Annotated in this window: 16 protein-coding genes; 5 read left to right on the forward strand and 11 right to left on the reverse strand. The window is 65.0% G+C overall.

The genetic code is table 11. The features are described 5' to 3' along the window. Window positions 1-332 precede the first annotated feature (332 nt). Window positions 333-3,596, forward strand: a complete 3,264-nt coding sequence (locus LJ754_RS10845; RefSeq protein WP_227926563.1) for an RHS repeat domain-containing protein — start codon at window positions 333-335, stop codon at window positions 3,594-3,596. A gap of 949 nt (window positions 3,597-4,545) precedes the next feature. On the opposite strand, the gene LJ754_RS10850 is transcribed toward LJ754_RS10845, so the two are convergent. Next, window positions 4,546-5,199, reverse strand: coding sequence for a hypothetical protein (locus LJ754_RS10850; protein ID WP_227926564.1), 654 nt, complete (start codon window positions 5,197-5,199; stop codon window positions 4,546-4,548). Between the two features lie 168 nt (window positions 5,200-5,367). Beyond that, window positions 5,368-5,544, reverse strand: a complete 177-nt coding sequence (locus LJ754_RS10855; protein ID WP_227926565.1) for a hypothetical protein — start codon at window positions 5,542-5,544, stop codon at window positions 5,368-5,370. A 296-nt stretch (window positions 5,545-5,840) separates the two neighbouring features. On the opposite strand from LJ754_RS10855, the gene LJ754_RS10860 reads away from it, so the two are divergent. Beyond that, the gene (locus LJ754_RS10860) at window positions 5,841-6,524 is read left to right on the forward strand and encodes an alpha/beta hydrolase family protein (RefSeq protein WP_227926566.1); all 684 of its coding nucleotides are present in this window, start codon (window positions 5,841-5,843) and stop codon (window positions 6,522-6,524) included. Window positions 6,525-6,540: 16 nt separating this feature from the next. Here LJ754_RS10860 and LJ754_RS10865 read toward each other — a convergent pair whose 3' ends face one another. Next, window positions 6,541-7,092, reverse strand: a complete 552-nt coding sequence (locus tag LJ754_RS10865) for a dihydrofolate reductase family protein (protein WP_227926567.1) — start codon at window positions 7,090-7,092, stop codon at window positions 6,541-6,543. A gap of 93 nt (window positions 7,093-7,185) precedes the next feature. Between LJ754_RS10865 and LJ754_RS10870 the strand changes: the two genes are divergently transcribed. Then, entirely contained in the window at window positions 7,186-8,082 is an 897-nt protein-coding gene (locus tag LJ754_RS10870) for an alpha/beta hydrolase fold domain-containing protein (protein WP_227926568.1), read from the forward strand. Window positions 8,083-8,104: 22 nt separating this feature from the next. Here the strand turns inward: LJ754_RS10870 and LJ754_RS10875 are convergent, their stop codons facing one another. From LJ754_RS10875 to LJ754_RS10905, 7 genes are all read right to left on the reverse strand, one after another. Then, window positions 8,105-9,118 (reverse strand): ATP-dependent DNA ligase, encoded by a 1,014-nt coding sequence (locus tag LJ754_RS10875; protein ID WP_227926569.1) that lies wholly within the window; start codon window positions 9,116-9,118, stop codon window positions 8,105-8,107. A gap of 9 nt (window positions 9,119-9,127) precedes the next feature. Beyond that, window positions 9,128-9,535: an SdpI family protein gene (locus tag LJ754_RS10880; protein WP_227910881.1), complete on the reverse strand. Its 408-nt coding sequence runs from the start codon at window positions 9,533-9,535 to the stop codon at window positions 9,128-9,130. 68 nt (window positions 9,536-9,603) lie between these two features. Continuing rightward, on the reverse strand, window positions 9,604-10,293 hold the full coding sequence (locus tag LJ754_RS10885; protein WP_227926570.1) for an NUDIX hydrolase: 690 nt from the start codon (window positions 10,291-10,293) through the stop codon (window positions 9,604-9,606). A 57-nt stretch (window positions 10,294-10,350) separates the two neighbouring features. Next, the gene (locus tag LJ754_RS10890) at window positions 10,351-11,079 is read right to left on the reverse strand and encodes an amino acid ABC transporter ATP-binding protein (RefSeq protein ID WP_227910879.1); all 729 of its coding nucleotides are present in this window, start codon (window positions 11,077-11,079) and stop codon (window positions 10,351-10,353) included. Next, window positions 11,076-12,536 (reverse strand): amino acid ABC transporter substrate-binding protein/permease, encoded by a 1,461-nt coding sequence (locus LJ754_RS10895; RefSeq protein ID WP_227926571.1) that lies wholly within the window; start codon window positions 12,534-12,536, stop codon window positions 11,076-11,078. The genes LJ754_RS10890 and LJ754_RS10895 overlap by 4 nt, the downstream gene beginning before the upstream one ends. A 110-nt stretch (window positions 12,537-12,646) precedes the next feature. After that, window positions 12,647-15,661 (reverse strand): bifunctional [glutamine synthetase] adenylyltransferase/[glutamine synthetase]-adenylyl-L-tyrosine phosphorylase, encoded by a 3,015-nt coding sequence (locus tag LJ754_RS10900; RefSeq protein ID WP_227926572.1) that lies wholly within the window; start codon window positions 15,659-15,661, stop codon window positions 12,647-12,649. 20 nt (window positions 15,662-15,681) lie between these two features. Next, window positions 15,682-17,022: a glutamine synthetase family protein gene (locus tag LJ754_RS10905; protein WP_227910876.1), complete on the reverse strand. Its 1,341-nt coding sequence runs from the start codon at window positions 17,020-17,022 to the stop codon at window positions 15,682-15,684. Between the two features lie 163 nt (window positions 17,023-17,185). Here LJ754_RS10905 and panB point away from each other — a divergent pair, with 163 nt between their 5' ends. Continuing rightward, the gene (gene panB / locus LJ754_RS10910; protein WP_227926573.1) at window positions 17,186-18,052 is read left to right on the forward strand and encodes a 3-methyl-2-oxobutanoate hydroxymethyltransferase; all 867 of its coding nucleotides are present in this window, start codon (window positions 17,186-17,188) and stop codon (window positions 18,050-18,052) included. Here panB and LJ754_RS10915 read toward each other — a convergent pair whose 3' ends face one another. After that, entirely contained in the window at window positions 18,053-18,217 is a 165-nt protein-coding gene (locus LJ754_RS10915) for an SPOR domain-containing protein (protein ID WP_227926574.1), read from the reverse strand. Between the two features lie 69 nt (window positions 18,218-18,286). Between LJ754_RS10915 and map the strand changes: the two genes are divergently transcribed. Next, entirely contained in the window at window positions 18,287-19,165 is an 879-nt protein-coding gene (map, locus tag LJ754_RS10920) for a type I methionyl aminopeptidase (protein WP_227910873.1), read from the forward strand. The last annotated feature ends 4 nt before the right edge of the window (window positions 19,166-19,169 follow it).

Raw genomic sequence — 19,169 nt, forward strand, 5'->3', positions numbered from 1 at the left:
CCGTTAGTATCCAGTGTCACCTTCACTGAGACGTGACGCAGGCACCGCGGAACTACTTTCACATCGAGGCCTTAAGCAATCAACAATGAGGCGCACCAGTAGGCAGATAGGGGTTGGTGCTGAAGGTGCGGTGAGAAATTTCCTCGAAGTCATTGAGACGCATCCCCTTCGTTCCCGGCGTTGCCTCGAAGTTCCAACAATCTGCAACTACCTGTATTTCGGCGAGAAAACGGGTATTCCACTGCTACAGACAAAGGACATGCCCCAGGCTTAGCGTGCACTCACCGGAGCAATCAGCCTCCGCGTCAGTCTCGGATTTCTCGGGGGTCATCATGTCAATAGCGCTATCCCGCCGTGCCCAAAAAGCCGGCTCACTCGCTGCCGCCGCAACGGCCGCAGCCCTGGTCCTGGGCTTCGCCGGCCCGGTCCAGGCCTACGCACCCTTAGCCGTTCCCGGTGCATCAACCGGGGCGCAGAACACTATAGGACTCCTGGGGTCCCGTCCCGGGGCAACCCCGTTACCAGTCCCGGTCAGCGATACAGTCAGCGCCTCAGTCGACGTCGGAACTGGCAACCTCTCCGTGTCCATCGGTGCCCTCAGCCTTCCCGGCATTAACGGCGACGCGAGCCTGGGCATGGTTTACAACTCCCGTTCCACGGACGACGCATCGTCGTTCACCAGTCCGCGCTGGAATCTAGCCCTGGCTTCCGCCGGCACCCTCTCCACCACTTCCAAAGGTGTTCTATTCACTTCCGGGGACGGCTACTCCGCCCTCTTCACCCCGGTTTCCGGTTCCACCACAGCTTTCACTCCCCCGGCGGGTGTGAAAGCGGACCTGGTTAAGACCGCCACCGGTTACACGTTGACCTCCCGTACCACCGCCGAAGTTCAGACGTTTAACGCGGACGGCAAAGCCGTATCCCTGGCCGACCGCAACGGCAACAAGACGACTCTGACCTACAACGGTGCCCGTCCCACGAAGATTGTCGGCACACGGGCCAGCGAGGCGGCCCGCACCGCCACCGTCAGCTACGGATCCCAGAGCGGACTGGTCGAAAAAATCAGCCAGACCGCTGGCAGCAACACCCGGTCCGCGACCTTCGGCAAGGACGACTACAGCCAGAACATGGTCATCTACCAGGACGTGAACGGCAAATCCACAAAGTTCGGTTACAGCGGGTCGCTGTTGACCCGGATCACCTCACCCACGGGATCGGCAGTGACTTTCACGTACGATAACCAGGGCCGCGTCACGAAGATCGAGCAGCTGAACGACAGCGCCGGCTCTCCCGGCGATTCCACCACCAGGCTCTCCTACGTCTCGGCCACCCAGGTGCTGCTCGCCGGACCGAATACCGATCAGGCCGCCGCCGTGAATGCCGTCCCGCGCACCACCTACACCCTGGACGGCACCGGACGGGTCACCAATGTCGTGGACGCGGTCGGACGTACCCGTTCCAAGACCTACACGGCGGACTTCGACACCCTCACCGCAACCCAGGGCGCCGGCACGAGTGCCGGCACCACCACCAACACCTACGGAGCCAACACCGGACAGTCCCTCACCGGGTCCCAGTCCTCAACCGGCGCAACAGGTAAGGCCGAATACGGCAACACAGCAGCGAGCACCAAGTACCTGGCCACCTCCAGCACCGACGATGCCGGGAACAAGAGCACCTACACCTTCAACGGGTCCGGGAACATGCTCTCCTCCTCCGACGCCCTCGCCGCCACCGCTGCGCTGACATACAACGCCGACGGCACCGTCGCCACCGCACAGGGACCGGGCAACGGCACCAACACCACCAAATACACGTACAACGCCGAACACCAACTCACCCGGATCACCCCGGTGACCGGCTCTTCCCTGGCCGCCAAGGACTTCACCTACGACGAATGGGGACGAACCAAAACGGCCACCGACGGGCGCGGAAACACCACCACCTACACCTACGACACCCTCGGCCGGATCCTCACCCAATCCTTCTCCGACGGCACCGGGAAAATCACCTACACCTACAACGCCGACGGCCGGACCACCAAACGCGTCGACGGCTCCGGCACCACCACCTACGCCTACGACCGGCTCGGACGCCTCACCTCGCGCGCCAACTCCGCAGGCGGCGGAACGATCGACTACGGATATGACAAAGCCTCCAACCTGGTCGCTACGACCGACAGCCGCGGCACCACCAAATACGAGTTCGACGACGCCGGGGTGCCGGCCACCTTGAAGTATCTGCTGGACGGTACGGAAAAGACCCTCGCGTTCGCTGTCGATGACAAAGGCAGGCGTACCGACTCCTGGCTGCAGGCCAACAAGGACCGCACCGGGTGGGCCGCCCACACCCACACCGACTACGACTCTGCTGGGAAGGTCACCCGCGTCACCGCCCAGACCGGGCCGGGCAATACTGACAACACCCCGGTGATGGACCTGTCCTACTGCTACACCACAGGCACCACGGCACCTAACTGCACACCCAACCCCGCCTCGGACCGCACCAAGGTCCAGTGGATTAAGGACAACCTGTCCGGGGCTGTCTCCGCCTACACATACGACGGGGCAGGACGGCTCACCAAAGCAGTTGTCACCGGCGGGCCCTCCCCGGCAACCTACACCTACACCTACGACGCCCGCGGCAACCGGCTCACCGCCGGCGGCCCCTCCGGCACACAAACCCTGGCCGCGAACGCCGCCAATCAAATCACCACCGCCGGGTACGCCTTCGACGGCGCCGGGAACCTCACCGCCGATCCCGCCGGATCATACAAATACAACGGGGCCGAACAGATGACGACAGCCACCGTTGGCGGGAAGGCCTACACCTACAAATACGCAGGCCCAGCCCAGAACGAGCTGCTGTCCCAGACCACGCCTCAGGGCACCTATCAGCTCACCTACGGCCGAACGGACGCCCAGGGCCAACCGGTGATCGAACAGTTGAAGAAGGACAACCTCACCGCCTATGTGGAACACGACCCCGTCACCGGTGAACCGCTGATGCTGCGCACCAGCTCCGGCATGCAGTCACTGTATGTTTACGACGGAACCGGCAACCCCGCCGCCCTGATCACCAGCGGCAAGTATGTGGCCTTCGCCTACGCCTACGACCCCTACGGCAAGCCCACCCTCACCGAAGACTCCGGGGGCCTGGGTGTGCCGCAGAACCCGTACACCTTCAAGATCGGGCTCCAAGACCGGGCCACCGGCTGGGTAAAATACGGACAACGCTGGTACAACCCGGGCATCGGCCGCTGGACCCAAATGGACACCTTGGACGCGCCCCTGGACCCAGCTAATGCCAACCGTTATGCTTACTCCGCCAATGATCCAATCAACAACTCGGACCCACTCGGTCTCCTGGCAGGCGAGTGCGCTTTCTCTCAAGGAGCGCTGCTGGTGTCAGCTGCGGCTATCGTGTTTTCGGCCGCATCTATTCCCGTGACGGGTCCAATCGGCGCAGGAGCGGCTATTAATCTGTCCCTGGCCTTGATAGGCGGAGCAGCGGCGGGAACGTCCACCGTCGTTGCTTGCGACGATCCTTTTTATCCGCGTCAAGCTCTACCGCCCGTTCCACTGATAATTGATTAAGATTACGTCTGCGGTAGGTATGGCCGTCGAAAGGAGACACTTTGGGCCGTCGGCTTTGGCTTATCTCTATGTCTTTATACACAATATTTTCTGTGATGCTCTTAACAAGCGCCCTGATAAGAACTAGTTCTTTGGCTTGGCTATACGCAGCCATGGCCTTACTCGGCGTAGCCGCAATCGCGGGAACCGTTTACCAATCTAGACGTCGATAATTTTTGACCTTGATCCTAGATTCGCTATTTCTTACAAACAGCGGGGCCGGAACCTTCCGTGGGATTCCGGCCCCGCCCTGTCTTTGTTGTTTCCATTCGGAAGTGCACTGTCAAGCGTGAAAGACTAAGTAGATTTGCTGACTCCAGGTTCCGGGTTTTTGTGCCTGGCAAACCGGTGGAGGACCCAAACGGAACCGGCACGCTTCTCATGTTCCCTATCTTTGGCTGTATCGCATTTGGAGTGTGTCTCATAATATTTTCCATAACTGGTGTTCTAAAATGAACCCTTGAGCATAAGGGGGACCATGTGGTCGCTGTTGGTAATATTGATGATCGTCGGTTGCCTTTGCGGTGTCACGGCGTTCGTACACGCGATTACCCATAATCCACCAACGCGGACTTGCACCCACGGAATTCTACTATCGCGATACTCTTCATAGTAGCGGCGCGGACTGCATTTCTATTTTTCTGAGCACGGCTAGGAACGATACGTGGAGTTGCATTTTTGCGCTTATAGCTGATGTGCAAATCCACTGTCAGGTCGCTGATCGGTTTAATAATAGGCACTGAGATACGGCCGAGCCGACCAATTGGCAGACCGCCCGCCTAATCAAAATCGTAGGCCGGAGATCAGGGTGGCTACAGCGAACAGTTATCCCACGGCTTGAAATTGATGTCACACGACTTCCCATCGACCGTCGTGCTGCTCCAGATAGAGGATGATCGCCGGCGCCGTCCTACAGTGTCACGCCGTCGGGCAGATCCGGGGCGTCAAACTTCTGCCATTCGCACTCCGCGGCCAGCTGCGGATAGGTAGCGGCGATCAGGTCCAGGATCCGGTTGCGGACCACCAGGTACGCTTCACCAACGCCCACCACTCCTTTGAACTCCTTGAGCTCCGCCTCGTAGGAGGTCTGCTGGTGGCGCAGGTAGTTCACGGTCAGCCGGTTCAGCCGCGACGGTGCAGTGGACAGGCTCGCCGGGGACTGCTTGCCGCGCAGCCGGCCGTTGAAGTGTTCAATCGCCTTGCGCTGCACGCTCTCCCACGGCTCCGGGACGATGCGCAGGTCCAGTGACTGCGCGACGGCGACGGCGGCCTTCTTCTTCACCAGGGCACGTTCCCGGGCGGCCAGCTGGCGGTTGCGGGAGGCTTCGCGGGCCTTCCGGTACTCCGGGGTAGCCTCGATGGCCTCTACGCGCTCGAGCGCGTACAGCTTCATCGGCGCGGCCTTACGGGAGAACGGGTTGCGGGCCGTCTGATCCGGTTCCGGCAGGAAAGTCTTAATCTGTCCGTCCGTCCAGCCGCGCTCCTTTTTCAGGTCATTGGCGATGAGCATCCCCTCACTGTTGGCCGGCTTGGGACGCGGCGGATGATGTTTGCCTCTGGGCACGGTGCTCCTGCGCGAATGTAGTGGTTGTGTGCCCTCCATTCTAGGAGCGCCCGCCGATGGACCGGAAAAGCCCAAAATAAAACGCCGCCATTCCCGGTACGGGAACGACGGCGCAGACTTCGTTGCGCCCCGTCTACTGCAAGCGCTGCACAGTGTGCTGCTTGTGCGCTAGGCGGATGCCTCGGCGATGACCGGGCTCGGGGCCGGTTCCGCATTCAGCATACCGATCTCGGCTGCGGATACTCCCCCGGCAACCAGCGCGCAGGCGGCCGAAATAGCGGCAATCTGTGCGGTGAATCGTGAAGTGGTGGTCCTGGTGCGCGTCACGGCGACGTGCTTCAACATATAGTTGGTGCTCCCTTCAGAGGCATGTGGTGGAACTCCGGGCACGCCGAACACCGGCGGGTTCCTTCTGGTGTGGCTTCAGCGCCGGAGTGGTGACTGCGGTTCGTCGCCCAAGGCGGACCGCGGGGTTTCAGGAGAGGCTGCGCTGTGTACATACGATCTACATATGCGATCTATACGTGCGCTGGCGCCGGTAAGCGCGCCTTGGCCTTCAAATCCTGTCCGTTATCCAGTCTAGAGGCATTGGCGCCCGCTCTCAAGGAGGAGACCCCCGGGACTGCAGTAGATTAGGACACATGCAGTTCGAACCGTTTTCCCTCTCCATGGGCGAAGCAGTTCCTTCAGCGGTTTTCGCCCGGCCTGCAGAGTCCGCCGCCGTCGTCGTTGTGGCGCACGGTGCCGGAGCCGGAATGGAGCACCCCTTCCTGACGGGATTCACCGATGCGCTGAACGACGCCGGCCTGGCCACGCTGCGCTTCAACTTTCCCTACCGGGAGGCGGGCAGGAAGTTTCCGGACAAGGCGCCGGTAGCCGTCGAGACGTGGAAGGCGGCCATGGACGCAGCGCTTTCGCGCGGCGGCGATCTGCCGGTGTGGGCCTGCGGGAAGTCCTTCGGCGGGCGGATGGCGTCCATGGCCGTAGCGGAGGGGATGCCTGCCGCCGGGCTGGTGTATCTGGGTTATCCGCTGCATCCGCCGGGGAAGCCCGAGAAGCTGCGCGATGCCCACCTGTACGGACTTCCCCTGCCGATGCTGTTCCTGCAGGGCACAAGGGATCCGTTTGCCCTGCCGGGCGAACTCGAACCTGTCGCCGAACGGATCGGTCCCAATGCCGTGATCCAGCGTGTTGAGGGCGGGAACCATTCGTTCGAGGTCCGCGGGCAGAGGCGGCCGGCGGACGTCATCGGAGCTGGAATGGCAGGGCCGGTGGCAGACTTCGTCCGGGCGCACTTGCCGGCAGCTGATCAGTCCGCAGGCTGATCAGTCCGCACGCTGGTCAGTCCGCACGCCGTGCGTACGTGAGCAGGGCATTGCCGGAGGACGTGATCCGGGAGCTTTTCAGTTCGAGCCGGGTAGTGGGGTCTTCCGGCCGGAAGAGCCGCTCACCTCCGCCGGCGACGACGGGGTGGACCATTAGGGTCAGTTCGTCCAACAGCCCCGCGAAGAGCAGTTGCCGGACCACGGAGATGCTGCCCTGAATGCCGATGGTGCCGCCTTCGCTCCCGCGCAGGGCTGTGACGAAGTCTTCCAGCCCGCCCTCGATGAGCGAGGAGTTTTCCCATTCCAGCGGTCCGTCCAGGGTCCGGGACGCCACGTATTTCCGAACCGGGTTGATGAAGTCTCCGAACTCGTCATCATGGGCGGGGTCCGGCCAGTAGCTGGCCCACTGCTCGTAGGTTTTGCGGCCCATCAGCACCGTGTCCATATCGGCCAAAGCGGCTTCCATGGCCGGGCCCATGTCCTCATCGAAGTGGTCGAACTGCCAGAGGTTGGGTGATTCCACCACGCCGTCAACGGAGCTGAACAGGGACGAGGTCACTTTGCGCATGCCAGAAACGTTCCGGGCTCAGGTGGTGCGTGTCAACCGTGTAGTCTTCCGGCAGGTTTGCGTCTCGTTCTGAGCAGGGTGAAGGGGTGTTCGATGGCGAGTATGCCGCTGAGGTTGTTGACGCCATACCTGCGGCTGACCCGGAAACCCCTGACGGCAACCGCGGGGCGGGCGGAGAAACGGCTCACAGCGCCCAAGCGCCCGTCGCCTCCGCCCCGCCGGCTCCGGGGCGGTTTCCGGGTGGACGAACGCACCCTCAACGGCTTCACCTGTTACAGCGTGCAGCCCCGCGATCCGCGCCCTGCCTCCGCCTCCGCCTCCGCGGTGATGTATCTGCACGGGGGCGCCTACACCAGCCCCATCACCGGCTGGCACTGGCGCTTTATCGCCGGACTGGCCGCCGCCGGCCACCGCGTTGAAGTCCCCCTGTACGGCCTGGCGCCCCGGTACAGCCACCGGGACACGACTGCACTGCTGGCACCGCTCTACCAATCGATCCTGGCCGACATCCCGCCGGAGCGGGTGGCCTTGGCGGGCGATTCGGCCGGCGGCGGACTGGCTTTGGCCTTCGCCCAGCAGCTGCCGGCCCTGTCACTGCCGGCCCCGGGCCGCATGGTCCTGCTGTCCCCCTGGGTGGATCTGGCGATGGAGAACCCGGAACTGGACGAGGTGGAAAAGCATGATCCGTGGCTCAGCCGCACCGGGCTCCGCGTGTCCGCCCGCGCCTGGGCATCAGGAACCCCGCTGACGGATCCGCGCGTCAGCCCGCTCTACGGCAGCCTTGCCGGGCTGCCGCCCACACTGCTGTTTGCCGGGACCCGGGACCTGCCGTACCCCGACATCCGCAAGCTGGAAGCCCGCATGCGGGCTGCAGGCGGCCAAGTGTCCCTGCAGGTGGCCGACGGCGGCGTCCACGTCTATCCGCTTCTGCCCGTCCCGGAGGGCAGGAAGGCGCGGAAACAGGTTCTGGGGTTTCTGGAAGAAGCCTGATCCGCCACAGGTGCCGGACCCCTCAGCGCAGCGCGGCAGGCAGCTCAATATCCCCGGGATCCAGGTCCGGACGCGGCCGCAGGAAGCGCAAGGCATGCCGGAACGAGGTCCCCGTAAACGCGGTGTCCGCCGACACCTCAACCACCACAGGCTCCACGCGGATGATCCGGGTGGGCTCCGCTCCAGCGTTGAACCGGTCCACGGCAGCGGACTTGATCAATTCCGGCCAGGGGTGGCCGTCGCCGGAAGCGTTCAGATGAGCCGCCAGCATTCGGGCAGCAGCAGGCTTCAACGGGGCACTGCGCCCGACTATCCGCAGCTCGCCGTCAATGACCAGCCCGGCCACCACCTCCCGCGGACGCGCCAGCGAACCGGTGACCGCCCCGCAGAGGACCTCCAGCGTGTCCCGGTGCCGCAGCTTCAGCCACTGACGCTGCCCGCCCGCGTAGGCCTGCCCGGCCCCCTTGATCACCAGGCCCTCGACGCCCGTGGCAGGCAGATCCCGCAGCCACTGCTCAGCCGTGTCCGGATCGGATGTTACCGGCGAAAGGTTCAGCGGGGCCTGCCAACTCCGGGCCAGTTCCGCCAGCAGCGCGCGGCGGTCCCGCAGGGGTATGCTCCGGATGTCCTGTCCGTCTACGGCCAGCAGGTCAAACACTGCCAACGACGCCGGTTTTGCACGTACCAGGGCGGCGATTTCCCGTCCTGCCACCAGGCGTTTCTGCAGGGCATCAAAGTCCAGCCGGTCGCCGGAAAAGACCACGGCTTCGCCGTCCAGCACGTACCCGGGCGGCACCTGGTCCGCCGCGGCGGCGGCCAGCTCCGGAAACACGGCGGTGAGGTCCTTCCCGTTGCGGGACTGAACCCGCGCACCGGCGCCGGTGACTATGGCGGCAACCCGGAAACCGTCCCATTTGGGTTCATACAGGCATCCGCCCGGCAGCGCACCGGGACCGGGGAGCCGGTCCACCGGCCGGGCCAGCGCGAGCTCGTAGCCGCCTTCAGGCACGGATTCGGGCAACGGTTCCGGCGACACGATCCGGCCCTACTCAGGGGCAGACTGCCCGGGCTTGCTACCGTGCGGGACCGGAACGCCCGGGACCGCCCGTTCCTGAGCCACAACCCGGTAAGCGGCCCGGTTGGCTCGAACCGCGGCCCACAGGACCAGCCCCAGTACCGCCGCTGATCCGGCGATCACCGCAAAACCGGCCACGTCTTCCGAGCCGCGGAAGACAAGCGCGAACACGCCAAGTACGGCGAAAACAGCGGCCGCCGCATGGGTCGGGACCCGGGCTGCACGGTGGCCGGCGAGCCACGCCGCATCGGAAGCGGTCACGTAACCCACCCGGATGCCAACCAGGGAGTTGATTCCCATCCGGCCCCTGGCGGTGGCCTCCGCCGCCCACGAAAGCACAGCACCGCATCCAATCATCAAAACCCCGGTAAACCCCATGCAGGGAGTGTACCCGCCGGAACGCATGCCGACGGAGGCCCACCCGCCGCCGGCCGTCCCCGGTGCAGCTAACTGCGTTCGTACCGCCAGTTCGTACCGTCCATCACCAGGCGGTGCCGGGGCGCCGGTGATCCCGGCACTGCCGACGTTCCATCCACCGGGGACGCCGCGCCGTCGTACTCTGCGTCCCCTTCCCAGCCGACCACCTTGACCGTGCCGTACCCGGCAAGCGGGCGGGTCCGGAAGGTTTGCGGTTCCGCGGCGGAGATGCGGGCCAGGGCGGCATCGGCGCCGCTGTCCTGCTGCAGGCCGTACAGGGTGACCCATGTGGGCGGTACCAGCTGCATCAGGCCGTTGCGGTGCCGGTCCAAGGCTTCAGCAGGGGCGAGCCACAAATGGTTCAGCAGCTCTCCCGGGTTGAGCCGGATATCGCCTGCTGGTGCCTTTACCGCGAAAAACCAAGTCTGGTACCGGCGCGGGATGTTCTCCGGCGGATACCAGCATGACAACGGCACCAGGTCTTCCGGATGCAGCAGCAGGCCGGTCTCTTCACCGGTCTCGCGGGTCCCGGCCCGACGGGCGGCCGCGGCTTCAGGTTCACCGCTGCGACGGTCCCCGGGGTCCACCCGGCCGCCGGGAAAGACCCAGGCGCCGCCGAAGGAACCCGCCGTCGGGCGCTCCAGCAGGAGCACCTCGGGCCCGGCGCCGGAGTCCCGCAGCAAAACGACAGTGGCCGCCGTACCGGTCAGTTCAGTCATGCCCAGAAGCATAACGAACAACGGCAGGCGGCCACTGCGGGCACAGCTGGGCCCGGGCTAGAGCACCTTTGCCAGGAAGTCCTGCAGGCGGGGTGCCTGCGGGCTGCCGAAGAGCTGGTCGGGGACGTTTTCCTCCACGATGTGCCCGTCGGCCATAAAGATCACGCGGTCCGCCACTTCGCGGGCAAAGCCCATTTCGTGGGTGACCACCACCATGGTCATGCCCTGCTTGGCCAGGTCACGGATAACCTGCAGCACCTCGCCCACCATCTCCGGGTCAAGGGCCGAGGTGGCCTCGTCGAAGAGCATGATGTCCGGCTTCATGGCCAGCGCACGGGCAATGGCCACGCGCTGCTTCTGGCCGCCGGAAAGCTGTGCGGGGCGGGCGTTGGCCTTGTCTGCCAGGCCCACCCGGTCCAGCAGGGCAAGGGCGGTCTTGCGGACCTCGGCCTTGGATGCCTTCTTCAGCTGCACCGGGGCCAGCATGATGTTTTCCAGCACGGTCATGTGCGGGAACAGGTTGAAGTGCTGGAAAACCATGCCGATGTGCTGGCGGACCGAGTTCAGGTCCACCTTCGGATCGGTCAGGTTGACGCCGTTGACCGAGACCGTGCCGCCGGTGATGTCTTCCAGCTTGTTCAGGCAGCGCAGGAACGTGGACTTGCCGGAGCCGGAGGGACCGATGACGCATACTACTTCGCCCTCGGCCACAGCCACGTCCAGGCCCTTGAGCACCTCGTTGGAGCCGTAGGACTTCCGCAGCCCGATGGTTTCGATCTTGCTCACTTGTTAAACCTCTTATCCAAGACGTCAGCCAGCTTGGTCAGCGCCGTAATGACGATGAAGTACAGCGCAGCCACAATGAGGAGGACCTCCGCGGTGCGGAAGTTCACGGCGTAAACCTGCTGGCCCTGGTAGGTCAACTCCGCGAAGCCGATGACGGCCAGCAGCGACGTGTCCTTCAGCGTGATGACGAACTGGTTGATGAAGGACGGCGTCATGATCTTGATGGCCTGCGGAATGATGACCTTCTGCATGGTCTTCACGTAGCCCAGCCCCAGGCTGCGGGCCGCTTCCATCTGGCCCGGGTCCACGGACTGGATGCCGCCACGCACAATCTCCGTCATGTAGGCACCGGCGTTCAGGCTCAGCGTCAACACGCCGGCAGTCAGGACATCCACGGGACGGTCGATGATCTGCGGCAGGCCGAAGTAGAAGAAGAACGCCTGGACCAGAACGGGAGTGCCTCGGAAGATGCTCACGTAGATGGTGGCGATGCCGCGCAGGACCTTGTAGTTGCCGACCTTCAGGAAGCCGAAAAAGACACCCAGGATCAGCGCGAAGAACAGGGACAGTGCGGTGGCCAGCAGGGTCAGGCCCAGCCCCTTGGCGAAGGCCGGAGCGTTGTCCGTGACCAGAGCCCAGAAGCTGGAATCCGCGGCGCCTGCCTCAAGATAGGTGTCCAGGATTTCCTGGTACTCCCCGCTTGCCTTCAGCTCGGCGAGGCCCTCGTTGAAGGCCGCGAGGAGTTCGGCGTTGGTGCCCTTGTTAACGGCAAAGCCGTAGGAGCTGCCGGCTTCCTTCTCCGTGACGGTTTTCAGCCCGTTGCCGGACTTCACGCCGTAGGCAAGCACCGGGTAGTCATCGAACACGGCAACGGAACCGCCGGCTTTGACGTCGTCGTACATCTGCGCGGACTGCGCAAAGGCAACCACTTCGAAGCCGTATTCGCCCTTGATGGACTCTGCGAACGTCTGGCCCTCGGTGCCGGTCTTGACGGCAACACGCTTGCCGCGCAGATCCTCATAGCCCTTGACGTCATCATTGTTCTCGGCAACGGCCATCTGGATGCCGGACTCAAAATACGGGTCCGAGAAGTCGAAGACCTTGCGGCGTTCGTCGGTGATGGACATGCCCGCAATGACGCCGTCCACCTGGTTGGACTGCAGTGACTGCAGTGCAGCGTCAAAGCCCAGGGACTGGATTTCGACGCCGAAACCCTCTTCCTCGGCGATGGCGTTCATAAGGTCCATGTCGATGCCCACGAGTTCGCCGTCCTGGCGGAACTCGAACGGCGCGAAGGTGGTGTCGGTGCCGACGATGAAGGATTTATCCTCCACGCCGTCCGCTGCGAAAGCCCCGGCCGCAGGTACACCCAGCAGCAAAGCCAGGGTTGCGAGGAATGCGGTCAGCGGTACGGCCAGTTTAGCCGGGCCCTTAAAGGCCCGTTTGCCACTAAGCAAAGTTAACGTCTCCTAGCTCTTTCACTGCGGCTGGCGCCGCAAATGCCCCCATAGAGACTACCTAGAGCAGTGGCAATGCAACGAACCGGAACGGCCCGTAGAAACGTGAGCTACGTCCCGTAGCCGTAGAAATACCGTTCGAAAACGGCCCGCGCATGCCGGGTGTCGCGCAGGTAATCCTCCTCCAGGACCCCGCCCTGACCTGCGCCGTAGCCGCACCAGCGGGCCACGGCATCCAGTTCCCGGCGGGACGAAGGCAGAACATCGGCGTTGCGGCCGCCTCGGATAACGTTTGCGCTTCGGATCCGGCTGGCGAGCAGCCAGGCGTGCCGCAGCGTCTCGACGTCGGCAGCAGGAAGCAGCTTCGCGGCCTCGATCGCGTCCAGTGCCGGTATGGTCGCCGTGACGCGCAGTTCCGGGATCCGGTGGGCGTGCTGGAGCTGCAGCAGCTGTACCAGCCACTCCACGTCGCTCAGCCCGCCCCGGCCCAGCTTGAGCTGGCGGGAGGGGTCGGCGCCGCGGGGCAGCCGTTCCGCCTCCACCCGGGCCTTGATGCGCCGGATCTCGCGCACATCCTTGTCGGTAACCTCGCCGGGGTAGCGCACCGGGTCGATCAGCGCCATGAAATCTTCGGCGAGGGCGTCGCTGCCGGCCATCGGACGGGCCCGCAGCAGGGCCTGCGCTTCCCAGGCCAGGGACCACCGCTCGTAGTAGCCGCGGTAGGATTCCAGGCTGCGCACCAGCGGACCCTGCCGCCCTTCGGGCCGCAGCCCGGCATCCAGCACCAGGGTGCGTTCGGCCAGGATGGCCGGGGTGCAGGGCTGCTGCAGGAAGGTCGAAATGGAGGACACGATTTTTTCGGCCTGGGCCTGCGCCGCCGCAGGATCAGCCCCGGCCAGGGGCCGGTGCACGTACATGACGTCCGCATCCGAGCCGTAGCCGATTTCGCGGCCGCCCTGCCGGCCCATTGCCACCACCAGCATGTCCGTAAGTTTGCCGCTGCTGCCGAAGACTTCCCCCTCCGCAACGTTTAGGGCGCCGAGGACAGCAGCCCGGTCGGCGTCGGCCAGCGCCTGTCCCACCTCCTGCTGGCTGAGCAGTCCGGCGCTGTCGGCCACCGCAATGCGCAGCATTTCCCGGCGGCGGATCAGCCGGATCAGCCGCATGGCCTCCGCCGGCCGGGGATGGCGGGACATTTTGGACTGGATTTCCTGCCACTGCGTGTCGAAGGGGACGGGGACCAGGTCCTTGTCGGAGCCGAGCCAGGCGGTGGCCTCGGGGGAAACTTCCAGCAGGTCCGTGATGAACCGGCTGGAGGACAGGATGGAGCACAACCGCTCCCCCGCCGCCGAGGAGTCCCGCAGCATGCCCAGGTACCAGTGGGTGTCCCCCAGGTTCTCGCTGAGCCGCCGGAACCCCAGCAGCCCGGCGTCGGGATCCACGCCGTCGGCCAGCCAGGCCAGCAGCACCGGCAGCAGCTGCCGCTGGAGGGCTGCGCGGCGGCTTACCCCCACGGTCAGGGCTTCGATGTGGCGCATGGCTCCGCGGGGATCGGCATATCCGAGCGCGGCCAGGCGGGCCTGCGCGGCTTCGGGGCTTAGCCGGACCTCATCGGCGCTGAGGTTCGCTGCGGTGCTCAGCAGCGGACGGTAGAAGATGCTCTCATGCAGCTGTCGGACCAGCCGTTTGGTGCGCATCCACTGCTCACGCAGGCGGTCTGCGCTGGGGCGCTCCGCAGTCAGCGATCCGGCGCTGGCCTTCGCCAGGGCGCGCAGGGCGGTGTCGCTTTCAGGCATCAGGTGCGTGCGGCGCATATGCACCATCTGGATCCGGTGTTCGAGTACCCGCAGGTAGCGGTAGGACTCGTCCAGTGCACGGGCGTCGGTGCGGCCGATGTACCCGGCGTCGCTCAGGGCGGCAATCGCCGCCGTGGTGCCGCGCACCCGCAGCGACTCGTCGACGCGTCCGTGCACCAACTGCAGCAGCTGGACGGTGAATTCGACGTCGCGCAGCCCGCCGCTGCCCAGCTTCAGCTGCCGGGACTCCTCGTGGGCTGGAATGTTCTGGGTGACCCGGCGGCGCATGGCCTGGACCGATTCCACAAACCCGTCCCGTTCGGAGCTGCTCCAGATCAGGGGTGCAACCGCTTCCTCATAGCGGCGTCCCAGCTCCGCATCCCCGGCCATGGCACGCGCCTTCAGCAGGGCCTGGAACTCCCAGCTGTGCGCCCACCGCTGGTAGTAGTTCAAGTGCGAATCCAGGGTTCGGACCAGGGGCCCGTCCTTGCCCTCGGGCCGCAGGTTCGTGTCCACTTCCCAGAGCGGCGGCTCAGGTGCGGAGGCATTAATGGCCCGGGAGATGCCGGCGGCCAGTGCCGTGCCGATGGCCGAGGCGCGCTGCTCGTCCAGCCCGTCGCCGTCGATCACGTAGATCACGTCCACGTCGGAGATGTAGTTCAGCTCCCGCGCTCCCGCTTTGCCCATGCCGATCACCGCCAGCTTTACGGCAGCAATATCCTCGGCCGGGTAGCTGGCCGCAAGTTCCGCGCGGGAGACAGCCAAGGCAGCTTCCAGTGCCGCACCGGCGAGGTCGGCCAGTTCGCGGCCGGCCGCCGGGAGGTAGTCCGTGGGCGACGCCGCCCCGAGGTCGCGGACGGCCAGGTCCAGCACGTGCCGGCGGTACCGGGCGCGCAGCGCCACGTAGGCACCGGCGCCCGTAACCCCGGCCACCGGGGCTGCTCCGCTGCCGGCGTGTACGGCGTCCAGCAGCGAGGCGCGCAGCGCCGCCCCGTCGGTACTGCCGGGCTCGGCACGCAGCTGGCGCTGCAGCACCCCGACGTCACCGGGATGGCGCATCAGGAACTCCGCCAGGGCCTCGGACGCGCCGAGCAGGCGGAACAGCGCTTCGCTCTCTTCGGCACCGGCGTTGACCAGGTCCACCAGTTCCGGGGCACGGCCGATCAGCCGCACCAGCGACTGCAGTGCCAGGTCCGGATCCGCCGAGAAGTTGAACCCGGCAAACAGTGCGTCCTCATCCACCGGGGCAAGTTCGGGCGCGGCCAGGAAACGGGTGCTCTTCTCCAGGTCGTGGAACCCCGTGGCGATCATCCGCCGGGACAGGCTCATGGGTAGTACCGTGCCTTCGCCTAAAGGATGCCCAGGTTTTTCTGCAGCTCGAACCGGGTCACGTGCTGGCGGTACTCGTTCCAGTCCGCCCGCTTGTTGCGCAGGAAATTCTCGAAGACCTGCTCGCCGAGAATGTCCGCCACCAGTTCGGATTCCTCCATGACGCGCACGGCATCATGCAGCGACGCCGGCAGCGGATCGTGGCCCATGGCGCGCCGTTCCGCGGCGCTCAGGCTCTCAATGTCGTCTTCGGCGCCCGGCGGCAGCTCGTAGCCCTCTTCGATGCCCTTCAGGCCGGCACCAAGCAGCACGGCGTAGGACAGGTACGGGTTGGCGGCGGAGTCGATGCCGCGGTATTCGATGCGGGCGGACTGCCCCTTGTTCGGCTTGTAGAGGGGCACGCGCAGCAGCGCCGAGCGGTTGTTGTGGCCCCAGGAAAGGTAGCTGGGTGCTTCCCCGCCGCCCCAGAGCCTCTTGTAGGAATTTACGAACTGGTTGGTGACCGCAGTGAATTCCGGAGCATGGCGCAGGATACCGGCCATGAACTGGCGGGCAGTCTTGGACAGCTGGAACTCGGCGCCGGCTTCGAAGAAGGCGTTGGAATCGCCTTCGAAGAGCGAGAAGTGCGTGTGCATGCCGGAGCCGGGGTGGTGCGAGAAGGGCTTGGGCATGAAGCTGGCGTAGCAGTCAGTCATCAGCGCCACTTCCTTGACGACCGTGCGGAAGGTCATGATGTTGTCCGCGGTCTGCAGGGCATCGGCGTAGCGCAGGTCGATCTCATTCTGGCCGGGGCCGGCTTCGTGGTGGCTGAATTCCACCGAGATGCCCACGGCTTCCAGCATGGACACAGCGGTGCGGCGGAAGTCCTGGGCAACGCCGCCGGGCACGTGGTCGAAGTAGCCGGCCCGGTCCACGGGAACCGGCTCGCCGTTTTCATCCAGCTGGTCCGACTTGAGCAGGTAGAACTCGATTTCCGGATGGGTGTAGCAGGTGAAGCCCATGTCGGCGGCCTTGGCGAGCTGGCGCTTCAGGACGTTGCGCGGATCCGCGGCGGAGGGCTGGCCGTCCGGCGTCAGGATGTCGCAGAACATCCGCGACGTCTGCTCCTCGTCGCCGCGCCAGGGCAGGATCTGGAAGGTGGAAGGGTCCGGCTGGGCCAGCATGTCGGACTCGAAGATGCGTGCCAGGCCCTCGATCGAGGAGCCGTCGAAGCCCAGGCCTTCCTCGAAGGCGCCTTCCACTTCCGCAGGTGCCAGCGCCACGGACTTCAGCGAGCCCACGACGTCGGTAAACCACAACCGCACAAACCGGACATCGCGCTCTTCAATGGTGCGCAGAACGAATTCCTGCTGGCGGTTCATCCTTACCTTCTTTCTGTACCTGCTCAGGGGCATGTGAAACTTTCTTCACTCTACCTACGTGCGCGCGGTTTGGGCCGCAGCGGTGCGTATGCGGCCGTTGCGTTACGCCGGGCGGATACCCGCGGGCCGGTTCCCGGCGGCCGTTCTTTAGTAGGCTCAAGTAATGACCAGTGCCGAACAGCCTTCCCCGTACGCCGCCGCACCCGCGGACCCTTCAGCTCCCGCGGCACCGCCGCTGAAGAAGATCCGCATCTCCCACCTGCAGCAGCTCAAGGACAACGGCGGCAGGTTCGCCATGCTGACCGCCTATGACCAGTACGCCGCAGGCATCTTCGACGAAGCCGGCATCGAAGTCCTGCTGGTGGGCGACTCCGCTGCGAACAACGTGATGGGACACGCCACCACCCTGCCCATCACCATGGACGAGATGATTGTTTTCGCCCGCTCCGTCACCGCCGGCGCCAAGCACTCCCTGGTGGTCTGCGACCTGCCTTTCGGCTCCTACGAAGTCTCCCCCGCACAGGCCATCGAGTCCTCCGTGCGGCTGATGAAGGAGGGGCTGGTGCACGCCGTCAAGATGGAAGGCGGCCGGCACTACGTTGACCATGTGCGCGCCATGACCGCCGCCGGCATCCCCGTGATGGCCCATGTCGGCTTCACGCCGCAGGCCGAGCATGCCCTTGGCGGCTACAAGGTGCAGGGACGCGGAGAAGCCGGTGCCGCCGTCGTGCAGGACGCCGTGGCCCTGGCAGAGGCCGGCGCGTTCTGCGTGCTGATGGAGATGGTGCCCGCGGATGTGGCCGCCGAGGTCGACGCCGCGGTGCGCGTGCCGACCATCGGCATCGGGGCGGGCAATGCCACCACCGGGCAGGTGCTGGTCTGGCAGGACATGGCCGGGCTGCGCGGCGGAAAGCAGCCGCGGTTCGTCAAGGCCTTTGCCGACCTGCGCAGCGAGCTGTCCCGGGCGGCGAAGGAATACGCCGACGAAGTACGCAGCGGTTCCTTCCCCGGCCCGGAGCACAGCTTCTAGCTAGTTGTCCTCGTCCGCGTCCCAGGCCTTGTTCCGGGCCTGGACCTTCTGGAGCGCCAGTTCGGCCTCTTCGCGGGTAGGGTAGGGCCCCAGCAGCTTCGTCCAGTCCGACTGCGGGCCTTCCTCCACCTCGTGCGTTACGACGTTGAACCAGTAATCGGCCATCAGCTGTCCTCCTGTTGCTTGGTGTGTGCTCGTCCCCCGGCCGCAGCCGCTGGCGATAAGATCGATGGTATGCCCCAAAAACTTGCCGCAGCACCCGTTGGACACCTGTCGCCCGGGAGCGTGAGCCCCCGGCTGCGCGTTCCCGCGTCAATCCCGCGTCCCGAATACGTGGACAAGGAAGCACCCGCCCCCTTCACCGGTTCCGAGGTCAAGTCAGCCGAGACCATCGAGAAGATCCGGATTGCTTCCAAGGTGGCGGCGCAGGCCATTGTGGAGGTCGGCAAGCACATTGCCCCCGGCGTCACCACCGACGAGCTGGACCGGGTGGGGCACGAATTCCTCCTCGACCACCATGCCTACCCCTCCACGCTGGGTTACCGGGGGTTCCCGAAGTCGCTGTGCTCCTCCATCAACGAGGTCATCTGCCACGGCATCCCGGACACCACGGAACTGGCCGACGGCGACATCATCAACATCGACATCACCGCGTACATGGACGGCGTGCACGGCGACACGAACTGGACCTTCCTGGTGGGCGACGTGGACGAGGAATCCCGCCTGCTGGTGGAGCGCACGCAGGAATCGCTGCGCCGGGCCATCAAGGCCGTTGCGCCGGGACGGGAAATCAATGTCATCGGCCGTACCATCGAGTCCTATGCCAAGCGTTTCGGATACGGCGTGGTCCGTGATTTCACCGGCCACGGCGTCGGCGAAGCCTTCCACACCGGCCTGATCATCCCGCACTACGACGCCGCACCGGCGTACAGCAGGCTGATTGAGCCGGGAATGGTGTTTACCATTGAACCAATGCTCACGCTCGGAACCATTGAGTGGGACATGTGGGATGACAACTGGACAGTTACGACCAAGGATCGCAAGCGTACGGCGCAGTTCGAGCACACCCTGCTCGTGACTGAGGACGGCGCCGAAGTTCTGACCCTTCCCTAATCCG

The organism is Arthrobacter sp. zg-Y40, assembly GCF_020731535.1.
GTDB lineage: Bacteria > Actinomycetota > Actinomycetes > Actinomycetales > Micrococcaceae > Arthrobacter_B.